This is a genomic window from Paenibacillus yanchengensis, from assembly GCF_042684845.1.
Classification (GTDB): domain Bacteria; phylum Bacillota; class Bacilli; order Paenibacillales; family Paenibacillaceae; genus Pristimantibacillus; species Pristimantibacillus yanchengensis.
The window spans coordinates 18,717-43,009 of sequence record NZ_JBHUMH010000050.1 but is presented as its reverse complement, the minus strand read 5'-3'; the positions used below and the strand labels follow the sequence as shown (position 1 = coordinate 43,009).

Annotated in this window: 29 protein-coding genes; 2 read left to right on the top strand and 27 right to left on the bottom strand. The window is 39.3% G+C overall.

The window, feature by feature from the left end:
• Positions 1 to 3: 3 nt before the first annotated feature.
• The 4 genes from ACFSTH_RS13180 to ACFSTH_RS13165 all read right to left on the bottom strand — a co-directional run bounded on the left by ACFSTH_RS13180 (position 4) and on the right by ACFSTH_RS13165 (position 5,470).
• Positions 4 to 1,719 carry an ABC transporter ATP-binding protein gene (locus ACFSTH_RS13180; RefSeq protein ID WP_377774285.1) on the bottom strand — a complete coding sequence of 572 codons (1,716 nt, stop codon included), beginning with the start codon at positions 1,717 to 1,719 and terminating at the stop codon, positions 4 to 6.
• An 11-nt stretch (positions 1,720 to 1,730) separates the two neighbouring features.
• Positions 1,731 to 2,741: a FecCD family ABC transporter permease gene (locus ACFSTH_RS13175; RefSeq protein ID WP_377774199.1), complete on the bottom strand. Its 1,011-nt coding sequence runs from the start codon at positions 2,739 to 2,741 to the stop codon at positions 1,731 to 1,733.
• Entirely contained in the window at positions 2,741 to 3,793 is a 1,053-nt protein-coding gene (locus ACFSTH_RS13170) for a FecCD family ABC transporter permease (RefSeq protein ID WP_377774201.1), read from the bottom strand. Before ACFSTH_RS13170 ends, ACFSTH_RS13175 begins: the two co-directional genes overlap by 1 nt.
• 156 nt (positions 3,794 to 3,949) lie before the next feature.
• A complete protein-coding gene (locus tag ACFSTH_RS13165) occupies positions 3,950 to 5,470 on the bottom strand; it encodes a helix-turn-helix domain-containing protein (RefSeq protein WP_377774203.1) in 1,521 nt (506 codons plus the stop codon).
• A 360-nt stretch (positions 5,471 to 5,830) separates the two neighbouring features.
• Here ACFSTH_RS13165 and ACFSTH_RS13160 point away from each other — a divergent pair, with 360 nt between their 5' ends.
• Entirely contained in the window at positions 5,831 to 6,973 is a 1,143-nt protein-coding gene (locus ACFSTH_RS13160) for a Fic family protein (RefSeq protein ID WP_377774205.1), read from the top strand.
• 256 nt (positions 6,974 to 7,229) lie between these two features.
• Here ACFSTH_RS13160 and ACFSTH_RS13155 read toward each other — a convergent pair whose 3' ends face one another.
• Entirely contained in the window at positions 7,230 to 7,835 is a 606-nt protein-coding gene (locus ACFSTH_RS13155) for a hypothetical protein (protein WP_377774207.1), read from the bottom strand.
• A 291-nt stretch (positions 7,836 to 8,126) separates the two neighbouring features.
• Between ACFSTH_RS13155 and ACFSTH_RS13150 the strand changes: the two genes are divergently transcribed.
• On the top strand, positions 8,127 to 8,321 hold the full coding sequence (locus tag ACFSTH_RS13150; RefSeq protein WP_377774209.1) for a hypothetical protein: 195 nt from the start codon (positions 8,127 to 8,129) through the stop codon (positions 8,319 to 8,321).
• Positions 8,322 to 8,705: 384 nt separating this feature from the next.
• Here ACFSTH_RS13150 and ACFSTH_RS13145 read toward each other — a convergent pair whose 3' ends face one another.
• The 22 genes from ACFSTH_RS13145 to ACFSTH_RS13040 all read right to left on the bottom strand — a co-directional run bounded on the left by ACFSTH_RS13145 (position 8,706) and on the right by ACFSTH_RS13040 (position 24,266).
• Entirely contained in the window at positions 8,706 to 9,449 is a 744-nt protein-coding gene (locus ACFSTH_RS13145; protein WP_377774211.1) for an N-acetylmuramoyl-L-alanine amidase, read from the bottom strand.
• Positions 9,446 to 9,868, bottom strand: a complete 423-nt coding sequence (locus ACFSTH_RS13140; protein ID WP_377774213.1) for a phage holin family protein — start codon at positions 9,866 to 9,868, stop codon at positions 9,446 to 9,448. Before ACFSTH_RS13140 ends, ACFSTH_RS13145 begins: the two co-directional genes overlap by 4 nt.
• Positions 9,869 to 9,878: 10 nt before the next feature.
• Positions 9,879 to 10,193, bottom strand: a complete 315-nt coding sequence (locus ACFSTH_RS13135; protein WP_377774215.1) for a BppU family phage baseplate upper protein — start codon at positions 10,191 to 10,193, stop codon at positions 9,879 to 9,881.
• On the bottom strand, positions 10,190 to 11,185 hold the full coding sequence (locus tag ACFSTH_RS13130) for a LamG-like jellyroll fold domain-containing protein (RefSeq protein WP_377774217.1): 996 nt from the start codon (positions 11,183 to 11,185) through the stop codon (positions 10,190 to 10,192). Before ACFSTH_RS13130 ends, ACFSTH_RS13135 begins: the two co-directional genes overlap by 4 nt.
• Positions 11,178 to 11,471 carry a hypothetical protein gene (locus tag ACFSTH_RS13125; protein WP_377774219.1) on the bottom strand — a complete coding sequence of 98 codons (294 nt, stop codon included), beginning with the start codon at positions 11,469 to 11,471 and terminating at the stop codon, positions 11,178 to 11,180. The genes ACFSTH_RS13130 and ACFSTH_RS13125 overlap by 8 nt, the downstream gene beginning before the upstream one ends.
• Entirely contained in the window at positions 11,461 to 11,844 is a 384-nt protein-coding gene (locus ACFSTH_RS13120; RefSeq protein WP_377774221.1) for a hypothetical protein, read from the bottom strand. The genes ACFSTH_RS13125 and ACFSTH_RS13120 overlap by 11 nt, the downstream gene beginning before the upstream one ends.
• A 30-nt stretch (positions 11,845 to 11,874) precedes the next feature.
• Positions 11,875 to 12,012 carry an XkdX family protein gene (locus tag ACFSTH_RS13115; RefSeq protein WP_377774223.1) on the bottom strand — a complete coding sequence of 46 codons (138 nt, stop codon included), beginning with the start codon at positions 12,010 to 12,012 and terminating at the stop codon, positions 11,875 to 11,877.
• Position 12,013: 1 nt separating this feature from the next.
• Positions 12,014 to 12,361 carry a hypothetical protein gene (locus tag ACFSTH_RS13110; protein WP_377774225.1) on the bottom strand — a complete coding sequence of 116 codons (348 nt, stop codon included), beginning with the start codon at positions 12,359 to 12,361 and terminating at the stop codon, positions 12,014 to 12,016.
• Positions 12,362 to 12,384: 23 nt separating this feature from the next.
• Positions 12,385 to 14,679, bottom strand: a complete 2,295-nt coding sequence (locus ACFSTH_RS13105; protein ID WP_377774227.1) for a hypothetical protein — start codon at positions 14,677 to 14,679, stop codon at positions 12,385 to 12,387.
• A 1-nt stretch (position 14,680) separates the two neighbouring features.
• Entirely contained in the window at positions 14,681 to 14,965 is a 285-nt protein-coding gene (locus ACFSTH_RS13100) for a ketopantoate hydroxymethyltransferase (RefSeq protein WP_377774229.1), read from the bottom strand.
• A complete protein-coding gene (locus ACFSTH_RS13095) occupies positions 14,962 to 15,549 on the bottom strand; it encodes a putative phage tail protein (protein WP_377774231.1) in 588 nt (195 codons plus the stop codon). The genes ACFSTH_RS13100 and ACFSTH_RS13095 overlap by 4 nt, the downstream gene beginning before the upstream one ends.
• Entirely contained in the window at positions 15,542 to 16,621 is a 1,080-nt protein-coding gene (locus ACFSTH_RS13090) for a baseplate J/gp47 family protein (protein ID WP_377774233.1), read from the bottom strand. The genes ACFSTH_RS13095 and ACFSTH_RS13090 overlap by 8 nt, the downstream gene beginning before the upstream one ends.
• A complete protein-coding gene (locus ACFSTH_RS13085; protein ID WP_377774235.1) occupies positions 16,614 to 17,024 on the bottom strand; it encodes a DUF2634 domain-containing protein in 411 nt (136 codons plus the stop codon). Before ACFSTH_RS13085 ends, ACFSTH_RS13090 begins: the two co-directional genes overlap by 8 nt.
• Complete coding sequence (locus ACFSTH_RS13080; protein WP_377774237.1) at positions 17,021 to 17,392, bottom strand: DUF2577 domain-containing protein; 372 nt, start codon at positions 17,390 to 17,392, stop codon at positions 17,021 to 17,023. Before ACFSTH_RS13080 ends, ACFSTH_RS13085 begins: the two co-directional genes overlap by 4 nt.
• Entirely contained in the window at positions 17,367 to 18,362 is a 996-nt protein-coding gene (locus ACFSTH_RS13075) for an XkdQ/YqbQ family protein (protein ID WP_377774239.1), read from the bottom strand. Before ACFSTH_RS13075 ends, ACFSTH_RS13080 begins: the two co-directional genes overlap by 26 nt.
• Positions 18,359 to 19,147: a LysM peptidoglycan-binding domain-containing protein gene (locus ACFSTH_RS13070; RefSeq protein WP_377774240.1), complete on the bottom strand. Its 789-nt coding sequence runs from the start codon at positions 19,145 to 19,147 to the stop codon at positions 18,359 to 18,361. The genes ACFSTH_RS13075 and ACFSTH_RS13070 overlap by 4 nt, the downstream gene beginning before the upstream one ends.
• Before the next feature lie 12 nt (positions 19,148 to 19,159).
• On the bottom strand, positions 19,160 to 21,094 hold the full coding sequence (locus tag ACFSTH_RS13065; protein ID WP_377774241.1) for a hypothetical protein: 1,935 nt from the start codon (positions 21,092 to 21,094) through the stop codon (positions 19,160 to 19,162).
• 192 nt (positions 21,095 to 21,286) lie between these two features.
• Positions 21,287 to 21,706 carry a phage tail assembly chaperone gene (locus ACFSTH_RS13060; RefSeq protein WP_377774243.1) on the bottom strand — a complete coding sequence of 140 codons (420 nt, stop codon included), beginning with the start codon at positions 21,704 to 21,706 and terminating at the stop codon, positions 21,287 to 21,289.
• Positions 21,707 to 21,804: 98 nt separating this feature from the next.
• The gene (locus ACFSTH_RS13055) at positions 21,805 to 22,263 is read right to left on the bottom strand and encodes a phage tail tube protein (protein WP_377774245.1); all 459 of its coding nucleotides are present in this window, start codon (positions 22,261 to 22,263) and stop codon (positions 21,805 to 21,807) included.
• A gap of 1 nt (position 22,264) precedes the next feature.
• The gene (locus tag ACFSTH_RS13050; protein WP_377774247.1) at positions 22,265 to 23,596 is read right to left on the bottom strand and encodes a phage tail sheath family protein; all 1,332 of its coding nucleotides are present in this window, start codon (positions 23,594 to 23,596) and stop codon (positions 22,265 to 22,267) included.
• Positions 23,597 to 23,794, bottom strand: coding sequence for a hypothetical protein (locus tag ACFSTH_RS13045; protein WP_377774249.1), 198 nt, complete (start codon positions 23,792 to 23,794; stop codon positions 23,597 to 23,599).
• Complete coding sequence (locus ACFSTH_RS13040) at positions 23,787 to 24,266, bottom strand: phage tail terminator family protein (protein WP_377774251.1); 480 nt, start codon at positions 24,264 to 24,266, stop codon at positions 23,787 to 23,789. Before ACFSTH_RS13040 ends, ACFSTH_RS13045 begins: the two co-directional genes overlap by 8 nt.
• Positions 24,267 to 24,293 lie beyond the last annotated feature (27 nt).

Here is a 24,293-nt window from a genome sequence, read left to right as displayed (position 1 = left end):
AGTTTACATCTCATATTGCGCACGGTGTAATCGACCAAACAAACCGTTATTCGCTAACAATTGTTCATGCGTTCCTTCTTCTTCAATACCTACTTTGGATATAACGAGAATCCGATCAGCATTTTTAATCGTCGCCAAGCGGTGAGCAATGACCAATGTCGTACGACCAACGGATAATTCCGCCAATGCTTGCTGAATAGCTGCTTCTGTTTCGGTATCTAGTGCCGATGTCGCCTCATCTAAAATTAAAATCGGTGGGTTTTTGAGAAACATTCGTGCAATCGATAAACGTTGCTTTTGTCCTCCGGATAACTTCACCCCCCGCTCACCAATCCATGTATCTAATCCATCTGGCAACTCCATAATTAATGATTCCATCTGTGCCCGGCGGGCTGCTTGCCAAATTTCCTCTTCTGTCGCCTCCAATTTTCCATAAGCAATATTTTCTCGAATCGTTCCGTCAAATAAGAAAACATCTTGTTGTACTACCCCAATGTTTTTGCGTAAAGAAGCTAACGTCATATCTCGAATATCGATCCCATCAATCGTAATGCTGCCGGCAGTTACTTCATAAAAGCGGGGAAGCAAATTGCAAATAGTCGTTTTTCCACCACCAGATGGTCCTACTAATGCGACAGTTTCTCCTTGCTTTACAGCAAAGCTAATGTTTTGTAATAACGGTTCCCCTTGTTCATAAGAAAAACTTACTTGCTTGTAGCTAATATTGCCTTGCACTGTATCAACAGATACTGCTCCTTCACGATCTTCTACGTCCGGTGCAGTTTGTAACAACTCTTGAAAGCGGCGAAATCCAGCAATTCCTTTCGGATACGTTTCGATAACGGAATTAATTTGCTGAATCGGTCCTAAAAAGATGTTCGATAACAAGACAAAGGCCATAAACTCGCCAAACGTCATCGACTTATAAATAACAAACCATGTACCACAAACTAATACAAAAATGGAGATTGCTTTGCGCAAAATATGACTAACGGAAGCATTCCAAGCCATTACTTTATACGTAACTAATTTCGTACGTCGAAAACGTTCATTATTTACAGCGTAGCGATCCATTTCAAATTGCTCGTTTGCAAAAGCTTGTACAACACGAATACCACTTACGTTATTTTCTACACGGGCATTAAAATCAGCAATATCTTTGAAAAATTGTGAAAAAGCAGCAGACATTTTTTTACTAAAGTAAATCGATAAAGTAATTAAAAAGGGAATAATAATAAACGTCAAAATAGCCAGTTGCCAATTAATCGTTAACATTAAACCAAATGCACCCGTCAACGTCATCACAGCAATAAATAAATCTTCTGGTCCATGATGAGCAATTTCGCCAATATCCATTAAATCATTGGTCATTCGCGACACTAGATGCCCTGTTTTGTTATTATCAAAAAACCGAAACGATAATTTCTGAACATGATCGAACGACTTTTTGCGCATATCCGATTCAATGTTTATACCGAGTTTATGACCGAAATAAGTAACGACAAAGTGTAATGCACCACTCAACACATAAATAACTAACAGTCCGAAGCAAGCAAATAAGATAATAGACCATTGACCAGTCGGCAATAAATCATCAATTACTCGATTCAATGCTAGTGGAAATGCTAACTCTAACAATGCCGCCACAATAGCACAGGAGAAATCAACAATAAACAGCCACTTGTAAGGTTTGTAATAAGCAAAAAACTGTTTCAGTATCGTCATCCCCCTTATTTTTTGGATCGAGCTAATAAATACAAAAAGTATGGTGCTCCTAGCACCGCAACAACAATACCTGCTGGCACTTCTGCCGGCTGAATAATCGAACGACCGACGGTATCAGCAAGCAATACTAAAAAACCTCCGACAACAGCAACTGTTGGCAACAAAAACTGATGTTTCGGTCCAATTAATCGTCTGACCAAATGCGGCGCAATTAAACCAACAAACCCGATGCCACCACTGACAGAAACAGCTGTTCCAGCCAACCCAACGGCAGCAAACAATAACAACCGCCGCTCTTTCTCTACCGCTACCCCTAAACTATTAGCTAAAGCATCATCTAGATTTAATAGATTAATAACAGAAGCTTTCACAAAAACAAATGGTAACAATACTAATACAAATGGAAGTAACGCTAAAACATAAAACCAGTTTTTCCCCCAAATACTGCCTGCCATCCAAGTAGCAACAAACTGATATTCATCAGGAGATAGCACTAACGTAATAACAATTGTAAAAGCACCAATTCCAGCAGCTATAGCAATTCCGACCATTAACATCCTCGTTGGCGCTACCCCTTCCCCACATTTGTAAGCAAGCATATAAATAATGGTTGCTGTAATCGCAGCTCCTAGCCAAGCTAACAGTGGCAACATTAACAGATGTCCACCCAAAGCTGCTGGGAAATAAGCAACATAGATTAAAACCATCAATCCGGCACCTGCATTAATACCGAGAATGCCTGGATCAGCTAATGCGTTACGAGTTATTCCTTGCATCACTGCACCAGAAACCGCTAATGCCGCACCTACTAAAATGGACAAAACAATCCGTGGCAGCCGAAAGTCAAATAAAATCGTATGTTGCTTATCCGTCCCCCCACCAAATAATGTCGTTAATACTTCATTAGGTGCTAATCGAATATGTCCTGTATTTACACTTATAAAAAACGTCACCATAATAAGCAGCATAAACGTCAGTAACACATATATATTTCGTCTCACTTTGCGATCCTTCATTACAAAGTTCTCCTTTCTTTACGACTGAGATAAAGAAAGAAAGGAACACCGATAAGCGATATTAATGCACCTACTGGAGTTTCATATGGTGGATTAATGATACGAGCAGCAAAATCTGCCCATACCATTAGTAACGCTCCAAGCACAGCAGAGCATGGAATAATGAACCGATAATCAACACCAACAATATAACGCGTAAGATGTGGAATAATTAAACCGACAAAGCCAACTGGACCAATAACAGATACAGCCGCACCTGCTAATACTAATACGAGCAAAGTACCACTTAATTTAATGAGCTGTGTTTTTTGACCAAGACCAGTTGCAATTTCATCACCTAAACTAAGCAGTGTAATCGATCGAGACAACGCTACCGCACAACCAATCGCAATAATGACAACAGGTGCTAATACCGTTAAATGTGACCATCTCGTTCCCGATACACCGCCTGCAAACCAAAACGCTAAATCTTGTCCAATCCGAAAATATAGCGAAATCCCTTCACTAATTGCACTAAACAATATACTAATTGCCGCTCCGGCTAATACTAACCGTACCGGTGTTAATCCGCCTCTTGGCATCGTTCCTACGCCAAATACGATAGCTGCTCCAACCGCTGCACCGATAAAGGAAAATACCATTAACCATATATATGAAGTATCAGGAAATAAAGCAAAACAAACCGCCATCGCCAGTGCCGCACCACTATTGAGCCCTAGCAAACCCGAATCAGCTAATGGATTGCGAGTCATCCCCTGCATCAACGCTCCTGCCACCGCAAAACTAGCTCCTACAAGTAATGCTCCGAGAACACGTGGAAGGCGAAGTTCTTGAATAACTTGCTGATCGTGGATCGTATTGTCAAAATGAAATACCGCCTGCCAAACATCACGAAGCGAAATATCTGCTGCGCCAAATGAAATAGAAATAGCGATACTTACTAACAAAAAGATAATACCTACCGTTAAAATTAAAGTTGCGGCAATCGGTCGACTACTAACATACGGTCGCTGTATTGTCTGACTGCGACTTACTTTCGTCGTGTCTATCAACTAATCTCACCTTTTCTCTACTCCTGTCTTCATCACTAATAACAACTTATGTAGCTGTCACATCCCGTCCCCTTGGTTGTTGATATTGATAATTATTATCAATAGAATAATAACCAATTACTACTCATATAGCTATAGACAATTATCAGTCTTTCCTTATAGATAAATGTCAGATTTTTTTGTACCTAGTAAATAATCCATCTGAATTTGCAACTGCCCCTCCAGCGCCACCCCTTCCCCCGACCAAAAATCAGCTAACTCCAGTACATACACTTTTTGCTGTTGCATCGCTGGCAAAGATGACCATAGTTCATTATAAAGACGCTGCTTCTGCTCCAAACAATGGACAATAACAAACATAACATCCGCCGCATACAAAGGAACTTCCTGCTCCTCAATCATCCTATCTCGATTATGCGCCAATACTTCCTGGGCAATCCGCTCTGGCGCTGGCAGCTGCAACATTCGATAAAGATTATATGCTCCTCTCGTATTCACACTCCACAAACCAACACGTCCATGATTTCGCAATTCATACAAACCAACAGTAGTTGCAGGAGCCAAACTAGCACGTAACTGATATTTTGCTTCCACGACTTTTTGCTTATAGCTAGCAATCCATGCCTCTGCCTGTTCTTCCCGTCCAACTAAACGAGCAATCATCCGCACTTCTTCCATACGGTCATACGTACTCCATTCGAGCGCTACAACCGGAGCAACACTTTCCAAACTTTTTATATAATTTCTATTAGGATAATGATGGATAGAAGCAATAATCAGATCAGGCGATCCTTGCTCCCACGTTACTGCTTCTTTATACCAACTAGGAGAGAGTTGCTGGACATCAGCAACTTGCGGTTGTAATAATTGCGGCACATTATAATAAGAAGATAAAACAGCTGCCGGCTTCATGCCAGAAGCTAACAAACAACCAGTAAATTGAAGCGCTACAACATTTTCCAGCCGTGTATGATCACGAAACTTGCTCGGAGCTAACCCAACTGCTCGACTAAATTTTCGACTCAAATATAAACTATCTTCATAACCTACTTCCTTCGCCACATCTTGAATCGACTTCGTTGTACTCAGTAGCTGGAACTTAGCTTTTTCTATTCTCACATGAGACACAAACTCATTAAATCCCCAACCCACTTCCTTCTTAAAGCTTTCCGAAAAATAATTAGCATTATACCCAAATCGTTTGGCGACTAATCGCCTTGTAAGTGGCTCCGCAGCATGCTGCCTTATAAAATCCACAATCACTGTAAATGGCTGCTCTGCATCTTTTCTCTCCACATTTTCATATTGCTTATTAATCAGTTCTAATAACAACTGAAATTGCAGTACTGTAGCCTTCTTTTGCAAAGTCAAAAACGATTGTCCAATCGCCTCCGTTACTCCTCTATACCAAATAAATTGTTCGTTGAACCGTGCATGATCTCGCCTATAAACTAAACTATCTGCTGTCGAACTTAACAAAAAATTACGAAAACAAACGAGCCGATAAACTCCTCCTTGCGCAGCAATCACTAACCTCTCCCTCGCTTGAATAACGAGCAAACTATCTTGTGACAAAGCATATATTCGATCATCTACTGTTACTTCCACTTCTCCCTCCACCACTATCATGACAATTGCTACATCTTTATCTATCTCTCTACCATCACTACTCGTCACCACGTCCACTATTTCATAACTATGTAATAAATAAATGTCCCTCTCCCCCACTGTCTATAATGATCGATTACTAGGTTGGATTTATAATAATTGTTGATAATCAGCGATTATTAACAATTATCAATGATTATCATTATCAATTATAACTCAGCTGCTATCTTTTGTCGTTATTGATATTACTATGTAATTTGAAGAGTGGTCGTTTAGAGTTATTTACAGGGATTTATTTGGGCTAGTGCGAAACTAAATAAAGAATAGAACTGGTTTAATATTTTAAAACGTGTACAGCCTACATACAATCAATTAAAATAAGAATGCATTGGTATTGTTAGAAACTATAGTGTGAAGAGTGGTGTACAAATGACATATACGTTTGCTTATAAGCATTTCAATAAATTGGGAAATAAATTAGTCTTTCAACCGAAAGTTGATCCCTTCGATTATGAAATCCACCAACTCATTCTTGAAGCAGAAAGAAATATTGGAGCATTAGCCCGACTTGGTTTGAACTACCATCCCGTAACACTTACAATTTCACATAAAGCAATAATTAGAACAGCACATTTCACTACCAAAATTGAGCAAAACAAACTGGAGTTCAAAGAAGTATTTCAACTTTATCAGCACTATAAAACTAACCCCTTGTCAATTAAACAAAAAGCACAAATCGAAGTTAAAAATGTGTTTCAAACATATGAATATATTTATAGTTTAGATCCCAACAAGGATTTTTCAGATATGGATGAACCCGTTTTGATCAACATGCATGCTACTCTAATGAATGACTTAACTGGTTATCCAGAGGGTTATAGAAATATTCCCGTAGCGCTTCAAGATGGTGATGGTCAGGTCAGTTATGAACCTCCAGCATTTAATGAAATTCCGCGGCTTATGCGGGCTTACTTTGCTTGGCTCTATACCAGTGTAACCGGATATTCTAGTCCATATGAAACGATCCACATTAATCATGATAAAATACTTCATCCATTGATCATATCTGGAATTACTCATCATTTCATTGGTTATATCCATCCATTTCCTGATGGCAATGGAAGAACAGCGAGAGCATTTTCTACTTTGGTTGGTTTAATCCACAACGACTTAGCTACTATAAAAGATGCGTTTAGTGTAGAAGAGTTTTTTGACAAAAGAATCGAAGATTATTATGATACGCTAATGGCGGCAACGCAGGGCAACCTAAAACCATTTCTAGTTTTTTATTTAGAATGTGTCAATGCATCGCTGACTAAGGTTCTTAACGAACTGCAACGTCATGATCGTATAAAACATATTCGAGAAGTGCTCGGTAAAGGGCATGCCAAAACAATGTTCGAATTGATTAGTAGAATGGAGGACGGCGAGATATTTCATCGGCAATTATTTGATGATACGCTAAACGCTTCTACCTCGAGTATTGCTAAAAACCTTTCAAGGCTTAAAGACTTAAGCGTCATTAAACCAGGAGATGGTCGAGGGGAATATATTGTTTGTATCTTGGATTAATTGCTAATGAGCAATCAAAACTCTTACACTACTAAAGAGCACTGCAATCTAAATATTTAGATTGCAATGCTCTTGCTTTATTTTAGCTATCAAGTACGATCCTGCCATCTAGGTTTAAGTTACATTAGGAAAATAGCTCTCACAAAGGCGATCCGTAGTTTTTTTCCACCAGATAACCTCGCTCACTTCTCGCCAACCTCTTTATGAAATAATTAAGACAGACGAATCACAATAAGATCGCTTTTATAAATTATATTTATATATCTGGCTCGTCACTCGATTTCTTTTTATTCTTGGCTGCTTTTGTTATTTTACGGATAAACTTCTCTAATTGCTGTTCCTTCTCGCCATTACTATTTAACAATTCTGATTGTGAATCCGACTTCACTTTTCCATCCTTAACTCTCCAAATACCATCATCAAAATTATATGACCAATATGCTCCAGTAGTAGTTCTATTTAGAATTAGTAGAACGTCTTCTAATGGCTTAACCATTTTCCCACTCTCAATTGGATCATCCGTTGAACCATGTTGTAAATATGTTATCTCTGTTTTATCTATTTCACCATATAAAACTTTGTCTACTTGAATGGTAGCGGGCGTAATAAGCATAGAATTCCCCCTCTTCGTCGCTATTCCTGTATCTTGCGAATAAGTTTCTCCTTCACTCACAACAGTTCCTCGTATAATCAAATCAACATTCCAAAATTCTTCTGCCAAAGTAGTAGCTTGAGATGAAACTGCTGTACTGAACCCTTGCCCATCATACCGCTTTTCTTTTACTGTAACTGCCACAACTCCCCCAATGGTAATAGCTAATGCTAATGAAGCAACCATTATTCCAATGTGTTTTTTATTCACAATCTATCTTCCCTTCTAATAGTACCTGTTAATTTCATTGGCATCGTAAGCAGCTGAAAACAATCTATCTGTTCATCTGTTTGGTTAGTTGTCGGATATCCTTAAAACAAGCTCAATCAACACTAAACCATCCTAATTGCTTCAAATACATTAAAGGCAGCTACTATACTTTAATTATATCCAATTTTATGTTTAAATGGATGTTTTATTAATATTAAAACGATTTTTACTTACACTAACAATAACCCATTCGCTCGATATAAGTACCAAATAAAGGAAGGAAGGGCAATTTTGCAAAAGAAACATAAAAATATACTCAAACGGCTAGGTATTATTATGGGGATTGTAATAGCCACAGGTATAGTAGCTTTTATCGTTCACATCGGAATTATTGTGTTCGCTATGACCATTGGGTCTGGTAAAGATGATATCGCTATATTTTACGGAAGAAGAAAAAGCAATATTGCAAAAAATGGTTGTCGTTAATAAGAGAAGTAATTGGAGGAATGAGGAGAGCACTTTTCGCTCAACTGTAGCAAGACAGAATCTATGAAACTGTATTTCATGAGTATGTAATGCCGTTGCACAACATAACTGGAGGAAACAGTGTCATTTGCTGAGTGGAGATGATGCTTTAATTGTTCAAGTAACCGAAAAAAAATAACCCGTCCAAGTTAGTATGAGCTGCTACCCAACATAGTAGATAATAGAAATACTAAAACTTCTACTGTTACAATGATGGAGGCATATCCACACTAAAGGAACGGGTTATAATTAGAGCATACTGTTTTGTTTATTCCGCGTATTCGATGGATTCCATGAATCCCATGGATACAAAATATATTATTTTGACCATGGGCGGGTACCTTTTCATTTATTAATCGTTACAGTCCTTGCCTCACTATCCCAGCTCACACTTGCTCCGAGCGCTTCAGCGATAGAACGAACAGGGACATACGTAACACCGTCGATCAACTTGCCTTGAAATTCTAACTTTTCCCCATTAACTACAGTATAGATTAGATCGCTTTCCTTCTGACTTACAACAGGTGCTACATAACCATGCCCCACATACAAGCAGTATGCTTTTACGATTGCTTCAGCATATGACTTCCAGTTATTTCGCAGCCGATCAGCATCCATACTATTAGTTAAAAACCCATACTCCACAATGACCGTCTCCACATTTCCCGTTTGCCTATGCATAAAATAATAGTCTTGACTGTTACTGTTACGCTTGCTGTACGTGGTTGTAGGACGTAGCACTTGACCAGCTTCAGCTAAACTATTAGCCATTAATTTGGGCAGTTTGCCATTAGAATAAATGCTGTGAATGAACTCAGCTCCACTCGCTGTATTCGATGTAGCTGCATTAATATGATTGCTGATGCAATGCTTAGCTCCGCTATTTTTAACGATAGTAGTACGTTGGTTAGGTTCTAGTGTTATATCCGTTTGACGTGTTAATGCTACTGACATCCCTAATTCTTTAAATCTACGAAATTGGTATAACGATATATCCAATACCATTTGTTTCTCAACAATATCATTACCGGACGCACCTGGATCGACGCCACCATGACCTGCATCAATAATTAATTGCGGCACACTCATTCCTTTTCTACACCTTTGCCACGCAGTACTTCCACTGCTTTACTAATAATCGGTGGAATAGGTACTCCCAACTGACCAGCATTTTCAATAAGACTAAGTAGTTCCCCAGCCAAATAAAAAAAGATGGCAGCATCTCGGATCAGATGAGCATCTCCTATAATTGTATCTAACATATGAGCTACTGCTACAATGGAAAGTGTCCCTATCTTACGTGTGACCCCTAACCATAACTCTCGGCTGGCGGCTTTCCCTTCTTTTGCTGCCAAAGTCACCCCCAGCAGAAAATCAATAGCAATAAATATAACAAGCACTGTCATAAGCTGTGTCCATCCTCCAAGTAGAAATGATATTACTGCCCCGCCAGCGGCAATGATTGTTTTGATAATAGTGTCCAGATAAATCAGCTCCTTAGAAATCATAAAAAGTAAATTACTTATTCTTACTCAATAACGGTAAAACCTCCAACCGAAAACGTTCGCTTGAAAATACATTGCCACCATTAAATAACACAGTCAGTTGCAACGTATACGTACCAAAAACAGATACATCATCTGCGGTTAGTGCCGTTTTACAGACCCCTTTTTCTGCATCAACTATTACAAATTCTTTGGTGATTTTGGAGCCAGGAGCTCTGTGTATAGTAGCAATAATCGACTTTGCGGCAGTTAAATCTACAACCCTATCGTTATCTGTTATAGTGACTATAATCTCTGTCCCGTTATCATGCTGCACAATGCTGCTCATATTTTCACCTCAATGTTTATCAATTTAGTAATTAGTGTAGTAACTTTTACCGTTCTCTGTATCGACACTTTGAAATGCACCGATTGCGTATAGCTTGGTACAATCGACAGCAGCATAGGATAGTCTGTTTGGTACAGAAACCATATGGTTTGTAATGTAGGAGACAAAGTGGTTATTTGCTTACTCACCTGTTGTTCCGTGTTAAGCATCGCTAAAATATTACGATAAATAGTTGAGACTATAGAATAATTAGTAGCAGCTGGAAGGAAGAATTGTTGCACCGTATCATACTTGTCGCTATAGACTTTATAGATCTGCTGATTCATTGGTGCCAAATAACTAACCTCCAGACCTTCATCTAACCCTATATCTGTGCCAACTGCTCTATTTTGAACAACCTCTGTTGGTGTTAACTTCCGCTCGTAAATTCTAAATACTGCCAAATCGCCATAAAAAGATCCCCACCCACCAGCCAAACCATTTGCCCCGATAACACCTTGCCCAGCATCAAATTGCATATCTGCAACATAAGTTAATGAACTAAGCGGATTTCCATCCATATAGCGTTCAACCGTCTTAGTACTAGCATCATACAGCAATATATATTGTACCATTTGACCAGAATAATCTACGCCACTATTGGCTCCCGACCGACTTTGACCAGCTTGCATTACCCGCAAGTTAGTAATACCAGACTCGTTGTCTATCCGAAAACCATTACTTTCATCGCCAAAAACTAACATATAGTTAGCAGATGATTGTTTGATGTAACTCGCCCATAATTCGATAGTATAAGAGGTTTGAGCTGGCAGCAGCGGCATAATTAACTTGTCATCTACTCCGTCAAAATACAGCACATCGCCTTGTAGCGTTACACCGTCTATCTCTGCATGCAGATCGTTACCGCTCAAGTCCTCTAGATATGGAGCAGATTGCTTGTTCCATTTGGCATTATAATATACCAGTAGTCCATCCGTTACTATTTTAGTCAAAATGATCACCTACGCTATATGACTCTTGTACAACACAAGGTCCGGTTACTCCACTATGATGATCACATTCGTGCCAGTCCACCCAACCACCATAGCTATCTACTATTCGTTTGAAGTCATTAAATAAAGCAGATTTGTCTTGCAAGTTACCAACCCATACTTCAAAAGAAAAAGTATCATCAACTTTAGACTGTGTTACTAACCGCCATAACTGATACTGATTAATGACTGATATAATATCATTAGTATTTACCGACTGTATGTGACCTCGAATACTATACTGCATACTCTTTCGCCTCAATAGTTAGCTTGATGTCCGATTTATTAACACTGTCGGTTAACATTGGAGTAGTAACTTTAATCCATATCGGATGACCTACTGTGTCGGATATATCAGCTATGGCAAGCGGCTCCCCCGCTGCTCCATACGTACCTGCAACACCAGCATTGTCGGGTGCAAGCTGAATCCAATTACTATCATCAGGCGTAATATCGTCCGTTGGTTTGATAGTAATGTTCATATAACGTTTGTCATTCTGGTCATTAAAGAGCCATAAAGGCAGCTCAACAGATGAGCCGCCAATAGGATGTTCGGTATTAATTGGATTTGAGTCCGTTATAATGTCAGTTAATATTGCATTTTTGGATAATTTAAGCACTTTAATCAACTCCTAATAAAAAAATAACACCTAGTTGGTGTATGGTTTGCCTGTTATTTGTTCGTATTCATCCAGATTGATTTTATTGCCTACCACAAACACTACAACATTGTCATCTGTATACCTTCCTGCATCATAGTGTCGTTTAAGAGTATTATACCAATTCATTTTATAGCACTCCTTTTTCTACTAGTGATAATAGTAATTCTGCGTTATCAGTTTCAAGCTGATCTACTTTATTTGATAAAGCCATATTTTCTGCTTTTAGTGCATTAATATCCGCATCTGGTGAATAAGGCTCTACGTAATTAGAGTTCTCTGTAAACTCCAATCCATCATAGCAATGCGTACTAGGCTTCACTACGGAAGGGATATGGCTTACATCATGAACATTTACAGCAAATCCAATAAAGTATACTCCTCCATTTTTAACGACTTTTGTGTCACTACCTACCATTGCAGTTTCGTCTGCAATATCCATAATAATGTTCGTATTGAGTTGTGTAATTACTTTCATCTAAAACACTCCTTTAAATTAGTTTAAACTGCTAATAATGTGCCTACCGCTTCTATGGACATGGCTCTGTTACCTGTTCCAGAAGTAGCAACAGCAACGAATAACCCCTTACCATAGGTTATACTAGACCACTCATTATCAGGCGTGACTATCGTAGTCCAATCTATACCGTTTTCAGACATCATAAGTTTATCTCCCGAACGATTTGCGACAGCTACGAACAGACCGTCCCCAAAAGTTACAGATTGCCACCCACTTTGATTGGGTGGGTGTGTCCGCAAAGTCCAAACGCTACCATCTGGTGAAGTCATTATCTTGTTGGACGAAGAGCCAACAGCAACAAACATCCCATTACCGTATGCAACAGACTCAAACCTGTCCGTAGGTGCGTGTACAGCAGTCCAAGTGATACCATCAGGAGAGGTCATTACTCTATTGTCACCTGCACTAATACCTAAAGTAGAAACTGCAACAAACATGCCATTTCCATACACTATAGAATTCCAGGTTGCTTCAGATGCACCTGTACGTAAATACCAATTGACACCGTCAGAGGACGTCATCACACTTTGTAAATCTGTATAGGAGCTAGCTATTGCAACAAATAACCCATTTCCGTACGTGACATCTATCCAGCTAGTATCTCCCATAGGCGCAAGCTGTATAGACCAGTTGACACCATCAGGAGATGTCATTACTCTTTCTCTATCAAATGTGCCGCTCATGCCAACAGCTACAAATAATCCATTGCCATAAGTTATAGCATACCAATTTGTATAGTAGGACGGTGCTGGTTGCTGTTCAGTCCAAGTGACACCATCAGTAGAAGACATTACTTTTTTAACACCGACAGCAACAAACCTATCATTACCATATATTACTGATCGCCAATAAATATCAGCAACGGAATGTCTTGATGCAATATTCCTTACATCAAATACTTCAAATTTCCTTCTACCTACTAATCCTAACTCTTCCCCATTGCTAAAAGTTGAGTCAAGCAATACGTCATTAGGCGTAGCATTTCCGAAAGCTGAACCTTGAATTGTAGCGGTCATTACTCTGTTGCCAGTTCCACTATCTGCCACCGCTACGAATAATCCATTGGCATAAGTTACCGATTGCCACCCATCAGCTTCAACCACCTGCCCTATAAACCATACTATGCCATCATAACTATACGTGAATTTATTTAGACTATGACCTGAAATACCTATATACATACCTTTCCCATAGGAAAGACGTATAGCAGATGTACTGAATCCACTAGGAACTCTCCTTAAAGTCCACGTAATTCCATCTGGTGAAGTCATTATATTACTATTGCTACTAGACGAAACAAATAAGTTATTTCCATAAACAATAGACAACCACTGAATACTGTCGCTAGCGGCTTGTCTAGTAGTCCATGTAATGCCATTAGGTGACGTTAATACTTTATTAGAATCACCTAAACTAGCAGTTACTACAAATAACCCATTTCCATAGGTTACAGAATACCAATGGTTATCTGCCGCTTCGGAAGGTACTTGTCTTAAAGTCCACGTAATTCCATCTGGTGAAGTCATTATTCTACTTTGATAACCTAAGCCATGACCACCTACCAATACAAATAACCCATTTCCATAGGAAATTGAAATACCGGGAGATGAAACAGAAGCTAATGTCCAGTTTAAACCATCAGGACTATAGGCGAGTTCAGTACCACTGACTACAACAAATATTCCGTTGCCATAGGATACAGAGAGCCATGCCTTATTAGGGACTATAACCTTAGACCAGCTTATACCGTCTGAACTTACACTAAAGTCACCACCGAAACGTGTAATTGCTACAAATAAACCATTACCATAGGCAACTGATTTAAAATTACCAATAGCCTGCCTACTTATCCATTCCCCAAGTTTAGGCACTGGGAAAGGTTTTGCGGTCTCTATGTCTATAATATTATCAGCCATAGTTTGAAACGTTGCATCAGCTGGTGTCGGTACTCCCTTGTCAGTAATCGCACCAGCTACCTTACTTTTACCGTCACTGACAGATGACTTTAAACTGTTTATCTCAGCTTGAACGTTTGTGCCACCAGTAGCTGATATATCTGTAGCATCGAGAGTAACAGCACCAGTCTTTGCATTGACGCTAGTTACTGGATAATCAGGTGTTGGTATAACAATGCCCTCAATAGCTGTGTCAGTATAATCATTTGCGTTTTGCTCTGCTTGACCAGCCACCGTCACAGCTTCATTAACATCTTCACCAATTTGGTTCAAATCCTCCGGCTTTACCGTGTCATACATAGTCCAATTTGTTTTTGCCATATTAATTCACCTCCTTTACTGTAATCGTCTGCATCATCATATGATCTGCTGTAATGGGAACATTTACTTCATTACTGGTGAGAACATTGTCTGCATCATCTTTTAACTCAATCAACGTAATCAAACTTATATCAGTCATTCGTACGATGTAATTCAGCGCTAGTAGATTATCATTTACTATTTTCACTTCAAATGACGTAATGGTATAAATTCCATTCAGCACTACTTTCGTCACACGATCAGCTACATAGTTAGCCATACTATTTAACAACTCAGCAGTTATCATTTCACTATCACCTCTGTATCTAGCGTAATAAACGGCTCTGCACCAAGCTCCCAAGACCCATCCAACTTATAATTCCAGTTCATTTGCATTCTACTAATCCGTTCTACAACATCTATTTCTAACTGCAACGGTGTTTGCTGTTGATAGATAAGATTCACTGGTTTCACCGTATTAATCGTATGCAGTGCTTCCCGAAAGACGCTAGCGTTTTCGATATCGGTTGTTACAGTTAACATAAATGTTTGTGGATCAACAGCTACTATCGTCAGCCCTTTGCCCACAACCAAATCTAGTTGTTGTTGCAAATAACGAATGGTGAATGGGGGTCTGGTCTGATAGCGATTAAGCAATCGTCGCCGCCGGAAATCTAGTGTTTCGATTGCCGGATCGGACTGGATGCCTAGCATTTGTTCCCGACGTTTAATAGCTTGTAAGCCTGCTGTAATAACGAACTGATCATCAAATAATTGATCAACTGCACGGCGCAGCTGATCTAGTTCGATGCTCTCCGTTTCATCTAATCGCCGAAAGTCATCGATGACATGATAATATTCTGGCAAATGCTTTAATACACGATTAGCCATTGATGACCACCGTCCCCATCAGTGGAATTTCGTCCACATCTATCGTCAGATTGCCAGCTACGCCATTAATTGTTGTGTCCATCACATCTTCTACACCCTGTACTGTTAACATTCGAGCATCAATTTGTGCTGTTCGAACTGTCAGTTTCTCTTGGTGTGCCCACTCTTGCCGCAACTCCAACAAATAGTCTGCCAATACCGCTTCAATATCTGCTTGCACATGTCCTGATGTGACGTTTTCGGCTAATGTTAACGTCGTTCCTACATTTACACCAACACCAGCTACTCCAGTAATGGTTACTTCGTGACCAATCGGTGCTTGTCCGAGCCCTTTTCCACTATTAACTACTGGATCAATAGCCGTTTGCACTTCAGCTATGAGTGTGGAAGACGGTTCATTCCAGTCCGATGCAATGATCGTACATTTGACCGTTCCGCCACCATTCCACACCGGATATACTTTAGTTGCTCCGACTCCTGCCATCGCATTCACTTTATGTTTGTAATCTGCCATATTTCCGCCAAAAGCAGGCTCATTGACCGCATCGTAAAACCGCTCTCGCAGGGCATCATCGGTTTCCTCATCTTCCCCAGGTACCAACACATCAGACAACACCGCTCGAGCTAATCCTGCAACGAAGTCGATTGGCAGTAGAGAGCCGAACTGTTCATTACCAACCGTCCCGGCACTTTCACACACCAATTTATATATGCCAGTGCTGATTTTTTCTTTTGCTACATACGTCAACCCTTCTATCGCAAACCGACTTCCTACAGGTACTTCAATCAGTGCATTTGCCGCATTGTAGAACAATCCTTTTCGCTCCGCCACTCTCGCTGCCATTCGATTCACACCGAACTCTGCTGTTTTACGACTCAAATATTCTCCATCCGCAGTATCTGCAAACGATAAATTATAGTTAATATCTAGCATAATATACATCTCAGCAAGTTCCATCGCAGCTGGCGCACACGCATCGTAGATAACCGAACCCTCTCGTTTATCTATCGTATCTGGCACACGGTCTAGCATTCGATCTAATATGTTGTCAAAAGTTTGTGTCTCATACATCTCTTGTCACCTCCATCGCAAACTCGCCATATTCCGTTCGAACTGTACAATGAATGGTCAACTGCTCTGCTTCCACCGTAATGTTCATATCCGTAATGTCGAGAATACGTTCGTCTTGTAATAATGCTTCCTCCAGCAAGCGCACCGCTTCACTACGTACGGTCAACGGGTGATTACCGATCAATAACTTCAATTCATGACCATAATCATCGCTATAAATATAATGCCAAAAGCGGTCCGTTTGTAATATTTTGAACACGGCTTGCTTCATCGCATCGAGCGCATCAATTTTACCAGTAATTCGTTTACGCTCCTGATCAATTCGCCAAGTTAGCGACGGCATCGGCTGCACGGTTTCCCGATATTGCTCCTGCAAAGCTGGATCACTGTGACTTGGTATCATGTTTTCACCACCCGATCTAGTAGTAAATATTTCTGACCACCTTGCAAACGAAGCATAATAACTTTATCTCTTGCAAGCAGCCCAGTCCGAATTACGATTGGTTCCTCATATTTAGCAGCCTCGGTCGTTTTTTTCGTTTCACCGTTTATACCCGTGTCGCTGTATTCATGCGTGTGAGCCAGTTTAAGCTCCAGCTTCTTTAATGATTCTGGCACAATTAAAAAACCCGCCGAGAGAACAAAGCGTTGGTCGACTTTGATCTCTAGCGGTTCTACCTGCACAACTTCGCCATATACAATCGATACGGGGTTACTTGCATCAACGGCATCCATGGCTGCTTGTTTAATTGTCGATAGTAGATTCGTCAAGCTTAATCACCTTCAATTCCAATGACATCGTATGCTCTGCTCCATCAAACTGATGCGTACACTCATTCACCAATAAAGCTTCATCGATACTATATTCCGGAATTTGTATTCGCACCCGCATTCCTGCTCTGACAGCAATATTACCAATCGCATCAACTTGCAAACTAATTGTCTCTCGATTTTTTAACAAAGCCAAATTGTTCAACAGCTCACTAATTTGCTCCGTATTCAACTTATCATCGATACTTTCGTGATGCTGCAACAGTCCCCAGCGGGCAATATTATTACTATCTTTCACCATAAAAATATCCCGCTTACCCGTTTCCTCATTATCTCGATACAATTTAAATTGATTGTACGTATCTTCGTCAATCGATTCGCTAACCGAATAATCGTATAGCAAACTACCAGGACCAATAACAATATCAGTAACCTCTTCATCAATCGAGCGCAAACTCAAATTTCCAGCATCATCAAACAGGCAATAGTCTTTCCCCTTATGATGGAAAGTGAGTACTATTGCCTTATCAATAATATCTAGTAGTTTCTGTGCATCAGCGACAAGATGTGTAATGACATGCTCCGTATCCGCTAACTTACCTACCGTCAATTTATATTCTTTCGCTATTCGTTCCACTATTTGCGTCGCCGTTACATTTTCAAACACATACGTCTCTGTATTCATCAAATAACGTATTTGGTCGTAGACAGTTAAACTAACTTGTTCATCTCGCCCACCCTTTATTTCAAAAATATAACCATAAAATATCCTTTTACCATCTTTTCGTACTTCAACAACATCACCATTGTTGTATTTAAACATTTTCGATTGGTAAATAGCAGCTTTCAAAAAATCCAGTGATAGTGAACCCGCTTTGCCTATACGTGACGTTTTAATTTTCAATTTTCCAACTAATTCACTAATGTCCCAGCGCTCCCCATCTCGATTAATAAGCACAACTTCGATCATGGTAGTTTCAGCACCTTTCCAATAGGTAAACGATAAATTTCAGACTCTGTAATATTGTTTAGTTTCTGAATTTCTCGATAACGTTCACCCTTGCCAAGAAACTTAATTGCCACACCCCATAGCGTATCACCAGATACCATTTTGTACGTTTTTGGCTTAACCTTATCTTTTGGTCGCTCACCTTTAGGCTTTTCCGCTACCGTTTTGCCTAGCGCTTTACCTAGCACTGTGTCCAGTACTTCTTTCTTCACAGGCTCTAGGCGCTTCGCGGAATAAAAAACATACTTTTTCAACTTGAGTGTATATTCAATATCTCCGCCACTACCGCCCATTTCTTTCCAATCAAAACTTTCAATACTAACTGCAGTGTTAATATAATAGGTTTCTGATATAAAAATAAAACGGATCGGTCGTTTCTTTTTCATCCAATCTTCAATTGTCTTCAAATAATAATATGGAGGATGTTGCCTTGTTTCCGCTTTATTTTTTAGTTTATCTTCCTCTTTTGTTTTAGTAGAAAACATATCATTATAGGCATTCGAATTTCTTTTCATAAACTGGTCACTAATTTTAGTTGTAAAACTATAATTAGAAGCTGGGAGGATACTGCTAAAACTATATTCTGTTAACTCTCTACTTTTAATAACGTTCACTTGACCAAGCCCAAATATATCAAACGTGGAGCCATTCCCTGCTTCGCTCACTTCAAGTACATCGGGATTAATAGGTAAAATTAGCGTTTGTTCTTTATTGTTATAGCTCAGTTCAACCGCATAAACATCCATCGTACCACCTCCTTAACCATAAACCGCATTAACTGAAGTCGCAATTTCTTCATTTAGTTGTGTTGTAATTCTACTAAAGATAGTATCTATATCACTTTCATTCCGCACATGCGTATCCCCAAACGTAATTTGCGGCGTCAACGTAACAAAGTTTTGCGTTTGCTTTAATTCGGCTAAGTCTCGCATCATCTTCAAATCTTCACTGCTAATATCAATAGTGTCATTTACTTCACCGATTTCCTTGTTATTGTTATTTGTGACATTAGGAAATGAATCTGGCGTAGTACCTGGATTAATATGATTAGTATTCATAAAATTATTTGTTTGATCTGTCAAAGTAACTTCCGAATTTAGTGTAGTTGATACTTGATTAGTCAACTCACTATTTAGTTGATTGGTTAGCTGTAATGTCATTTCATTTGCTAGTTGTTTTGTTACCTGATTTGTTTTGTCAGTTGAAAAATCAAACGTTAAATCAGGAATTAAATCTTTCAGTTTATCCAATACTTTATCTATTAGATTGTCTATCAATGGAACCAAAAATGTAATTAATAGTTCCAATAATGATTGAATCCAAGATTTCCCAGATGATGGTTGATTTCTTAACTGATCTAATAGCTCATCAGACAATCGAATCGACAGTTCTTGCGATAGTTTATTTATCAGTTCAGTAAACAAACTTACATCAAATTGTTCATTGCAACATTTTGTTGAATTAGGAATTGAATCAGGCGTGCTGTATGGAATAATCTGATCAGAATAAGGTATTTCCGGTTGCTTCGACCAATCTGGGCTTGGTGGAGTTTTATTTTTGTCCTTGTCCCCCGTATTGAACAGTTTACTTCCAACTTCATATCCCTTACTAAACTCTGCAGCAACATCTTTCTCTTCCATTCGTAAATGAGATAAACTGAATAATTCTTTGTCACTAGTTGGCTCTTTAAAATTATCCATAGTAGATTTAATTTTATTGCTCATCGTATGAACATCAGGTGCAGTGAACTCACCCATAGGTTTATACTCTTTTCCTAAAATTTTACTAATTGCTTCTCCAAGCCAATTCAATCCACCTACCGCTTTATTTACAACGTCTAGTATTTGTTCCAGAAACCCACTTGCAAAGTTTTCTACACCTAACAACATGTCGTATAAAGATTGATAAAATGCCATTTTTAGATCATAAAACAATTTTTCTATAGTATAAATAGGATCTATAAAAAGATTTACAAGAAATTCTGCAAAGTCTATAAATCCATTCCATAGACCTGCCACTATATTCCATAATATTGCATATAAACCCATAAATGCTCCTGCAATAAAACCAACAACTTGTTCTGCGGAATCCTTTAGAAAATTGAACATGGTTACAATAAATGTGATAACTTCAATTATCAAAAACAATGGAAAGAGAGCCTGCAGCCAACTAGATAAAAACATCATACCTGCAATTAATGCAGTAGTCCCAATCTCACCTAAATTGTTTTTGACAAGTTCCAGTTTATTGAGTATAAATTCAGTTACCCCATCAACGACTTCCGATAACAATGTAAACCCGTTTTCAATTGCATTAAAAAATAGATCAAATTTACCTACCTCAAAAGTTTCATCTAATGTAGAATGTAATGGTTGTAGTGCCGTTACTGCTCCATCGCTAGCTTCAGAGAATGTATCACCAAAGCTGCTTTCTAGTATACTCAACTGATCAATAGGAGATTGAAACATCTGAGGAAACATACCACTTCCTATTTGACCAGTATTTGGGCCGGAACTATTAGTGGGACGATCTGAAGATGGAGTTGTGGTAGCTCCTGTAGCGCTAGATGTATTTTCTACAGAATTAGAAAGCTTCTTTTGTACGTTAACCAACGTTTCTCCTACTGCAATTCCAATTCTTAAACCTAACCCAATTTTATTAAATAAACTTAAATAATTTCCGATTTTAGCCATTTCACACCTCCTCCCCCTATTACCGTCTGCGTTGTTTTTGATTTAATTTGCGTTCTGCTTGTATTCGCACTTTAATACAACCGATGATTGCGGCTTTTTTAGCAGGTTCCAGCGCACTAAATTCCCATGGCAATATACCGAATTCATTGAGGGCGTAGTAAGCATAGTTCGCTTCTGGATCACCCTCTTTGATTAGTTTTTTACTTCATCCGCCATTTCATCAATGTCTCGATCGAAGCCATTCATCTCTTGTACCATCGTGAGCAATGTAGCATATTCACCAGGAAACAACATTTTTTTCAGCAATTGCTCGGCACCCATCACTTGATAAGACTGTTGTAATTCTGCATTTTTCAGGTCTGGGTAAACAACGCTTGCTACCGCTAATTTGCCAACGTATTCTTCTTGCGATGTTTCTTGCATACGTGTGCCGTTTCTGCCTTTGATCTGACGAGTTGCTGCTTTACGAAGAGCTTCGTTCTCGCTTTCTGTTACAGTACGTAATTTCCATTTGATCGAACTACCTGACTCATCTTTAAAACGATCTGAAATAATAACCTCTTCGACGATTTCCGCTTGAACATTTTGTGCAAAAAAGTTTTGTAAACTCATTTAAATACCCTCCAAAAGTTTTATTTTAATTGGTGTCGCATGACTGTATAGTAATGAAAAAGCCCAGGAACCATGCCCAGGCTTCATTAGCTTACTGCTTAAATAGCGTTAAACTCTGATTGAATTTCGTAACCATTAAACGTAAATGGCATTTCTTCCTCAAGCATATCGTCTGAGCTAGCATCGAAACGAGCAGCGATGACACTATCTAGGTTACACTCTTTAAGTACAACCCGTTGTTCCCCTGCTGTTGAATTTGAATCTTCATTACTGACTACCAAATCAAACCAAAAATCTTTACCAGATGTCATATATTCTTGCATCATAGAGCGAAATTTAGATGATACGTAATAAATAGTTAGCGTCCCTGTTCCACTCCAACCCGCAGATCGTTTTGGTGTACTAGCTTTTCCTAGTACTGGTACATCTACTTTATTTTTTTCAATCGTTGCCTCAAGCGATTTTGCATAAAACAATTCTTCTCGTGTGTCTCCTACAATAATAAATGCTTTTGCCGATTTCCCACTAATTGCATCTCTTTCATTCATATAAGCCATATTAAACAACCTCCACATTCATGTAAATTTTTTCAACACTATCCACTGGTTGGACATAAAGCTGTACGACTACAGCGTCACTATTCTCGCCAGCGTCCACCTGTACATCTGTTTGGTAAGCAAAGTTTTGGATAGCACCCAAATCATCTAGCTTTTGCATATACGAACTAATTTCGGTGAATAACAACGCTCGACCATCTTTATCATTCGCCACTTTACCAATGTAATAGCGATCAAATAACTCTTTAATATCGTTAGCAATAGTATCTAGTGTGCGGACAACGCGGTTTTTGCCAAATGGCTTGCTGCGGTCTGCACTAAAGCTTGTCAGTGTATTAATATCTTGTTCGATAACTGCTCGACCATTAAGTGAAGTAAGTACAAGCTCTCCCGCTTTTAGTGCAGCAATCGTTTCCGCTTGATTCAATCGTGGATAGGCAGCAACACCGTTCGGAATAGCAGTATACGTTAACGATTCAGTAATAGATGCCGCTGCTTGCATCCCTGCAACTTCCCAAACAAGTACAGAAGCTGGCACTTGTAGTCCATCGCTTGTTTCAATACCATTATGCAAACTAACGATTCCTTCGTAATCAGCATCGGGATAATTGGATACAACCGCAATTACTTTTTTCCCTTCTTCGTCACGTAGTCGTTTCATATAAGCTGTTGCAATTTGTTTGCTAGACACATCCGTCTGCGGAATGCCTAGTACATTAAAGTTATAATTTTCAAAACTAGCTAACGCCGCTGCAAAATCAGCACCAACTTGCGTTCCTCCTGTACCACCGCTCAAAGAAATACCAGCCGTAACCGTAAGTTCACCAGTGCCTGTCCAGTCCACAAATGCATTATCTACAAGCTGTTCCACTGTTTTTACTAATTGTCGATCTACTTCATCCATACCAAGCAACGTTACAACTTGTAACACATCCTGCTCATCAATATCTTGTTGGACAACAATGCGGAGATCGTTTCCTCGCTCTCCTCCCCACTTCGCTGTCGCAGTTAGCTCGCCAATAGTAGCTGTCGCTTTTTTCGCATCCGTACCACCAAGTCGATACAGTAAAACAGTTGATGCATGCGAAGTTGCTGCTGCAATATGACGAATCCGCTCATCTGTCGCTCGAAAACCAAGTAATTTTTGAGCATCTTCCAAAAACGTACGGTGATCAAGTTCAATTACTTGTTCCGTCGCTCCCCATGGCAATGATACAGGGAATGCTACTGTCCCTCGTTCTCCCACACTATTTAACGCTTTATGCTGTGCTTTGAAATTAATATATACTCCCGGTCTCACCTTATTTTGAACTGTCCATTGTCCTCCAGCCATTTAATTCACGCCTTTCTTCATATATGTTTTTAGTTTATTTTCTACTTGCCCAATCGTATACAACTGCTCTTTTTCCAAAATACTAGCTAAAACATCTCGCTCTATTCCTGTCCATCGTTTACTTTGCAAATGCTGTTTGGTCAGAAATTGAATTGGCACAGCTTCCTTCGTTTGCTCCACCTGTTCATGCTTATGCATCCTTCATTTTTCCCCCTTCTTGCTGCAATTGCCCCATCGTGTCGGCATAATTATTATCACGCCAACTATAATTCGAATAGGTAATCCGAAACTGCAACGTCCCTTCTTTCACTTCAATCTGGATCGCTCTCCCATGAAGTACATGTGTAGCAAGCTCCAAACGCTCTAATCCTTGTACCAGTTGTTCTGCAACTTCATACAATTTTGCTGTCGCTACAGTAGATGAACCTTCAAGCACTGACTGCGGTAACGAATAGTAAATAATAAATGCATAAACATGCTTGTACCGACTTTTCAACTCTTGTTCCACTGTCACTTGCTCAAACCGCATCCGAAAACCGGCTACAGCATCTACCGCTTCTGACGTACTTGCCGAAACTATTTCATCTTCAACAATAGGTTCTTCAGGAAACTGTTGACGAAGCTGCGACTTGACTGCTTCATACATATTCCATATGGTTGTACTCGCCATACTTCTCTCCTTTCCCACTTCCATTGA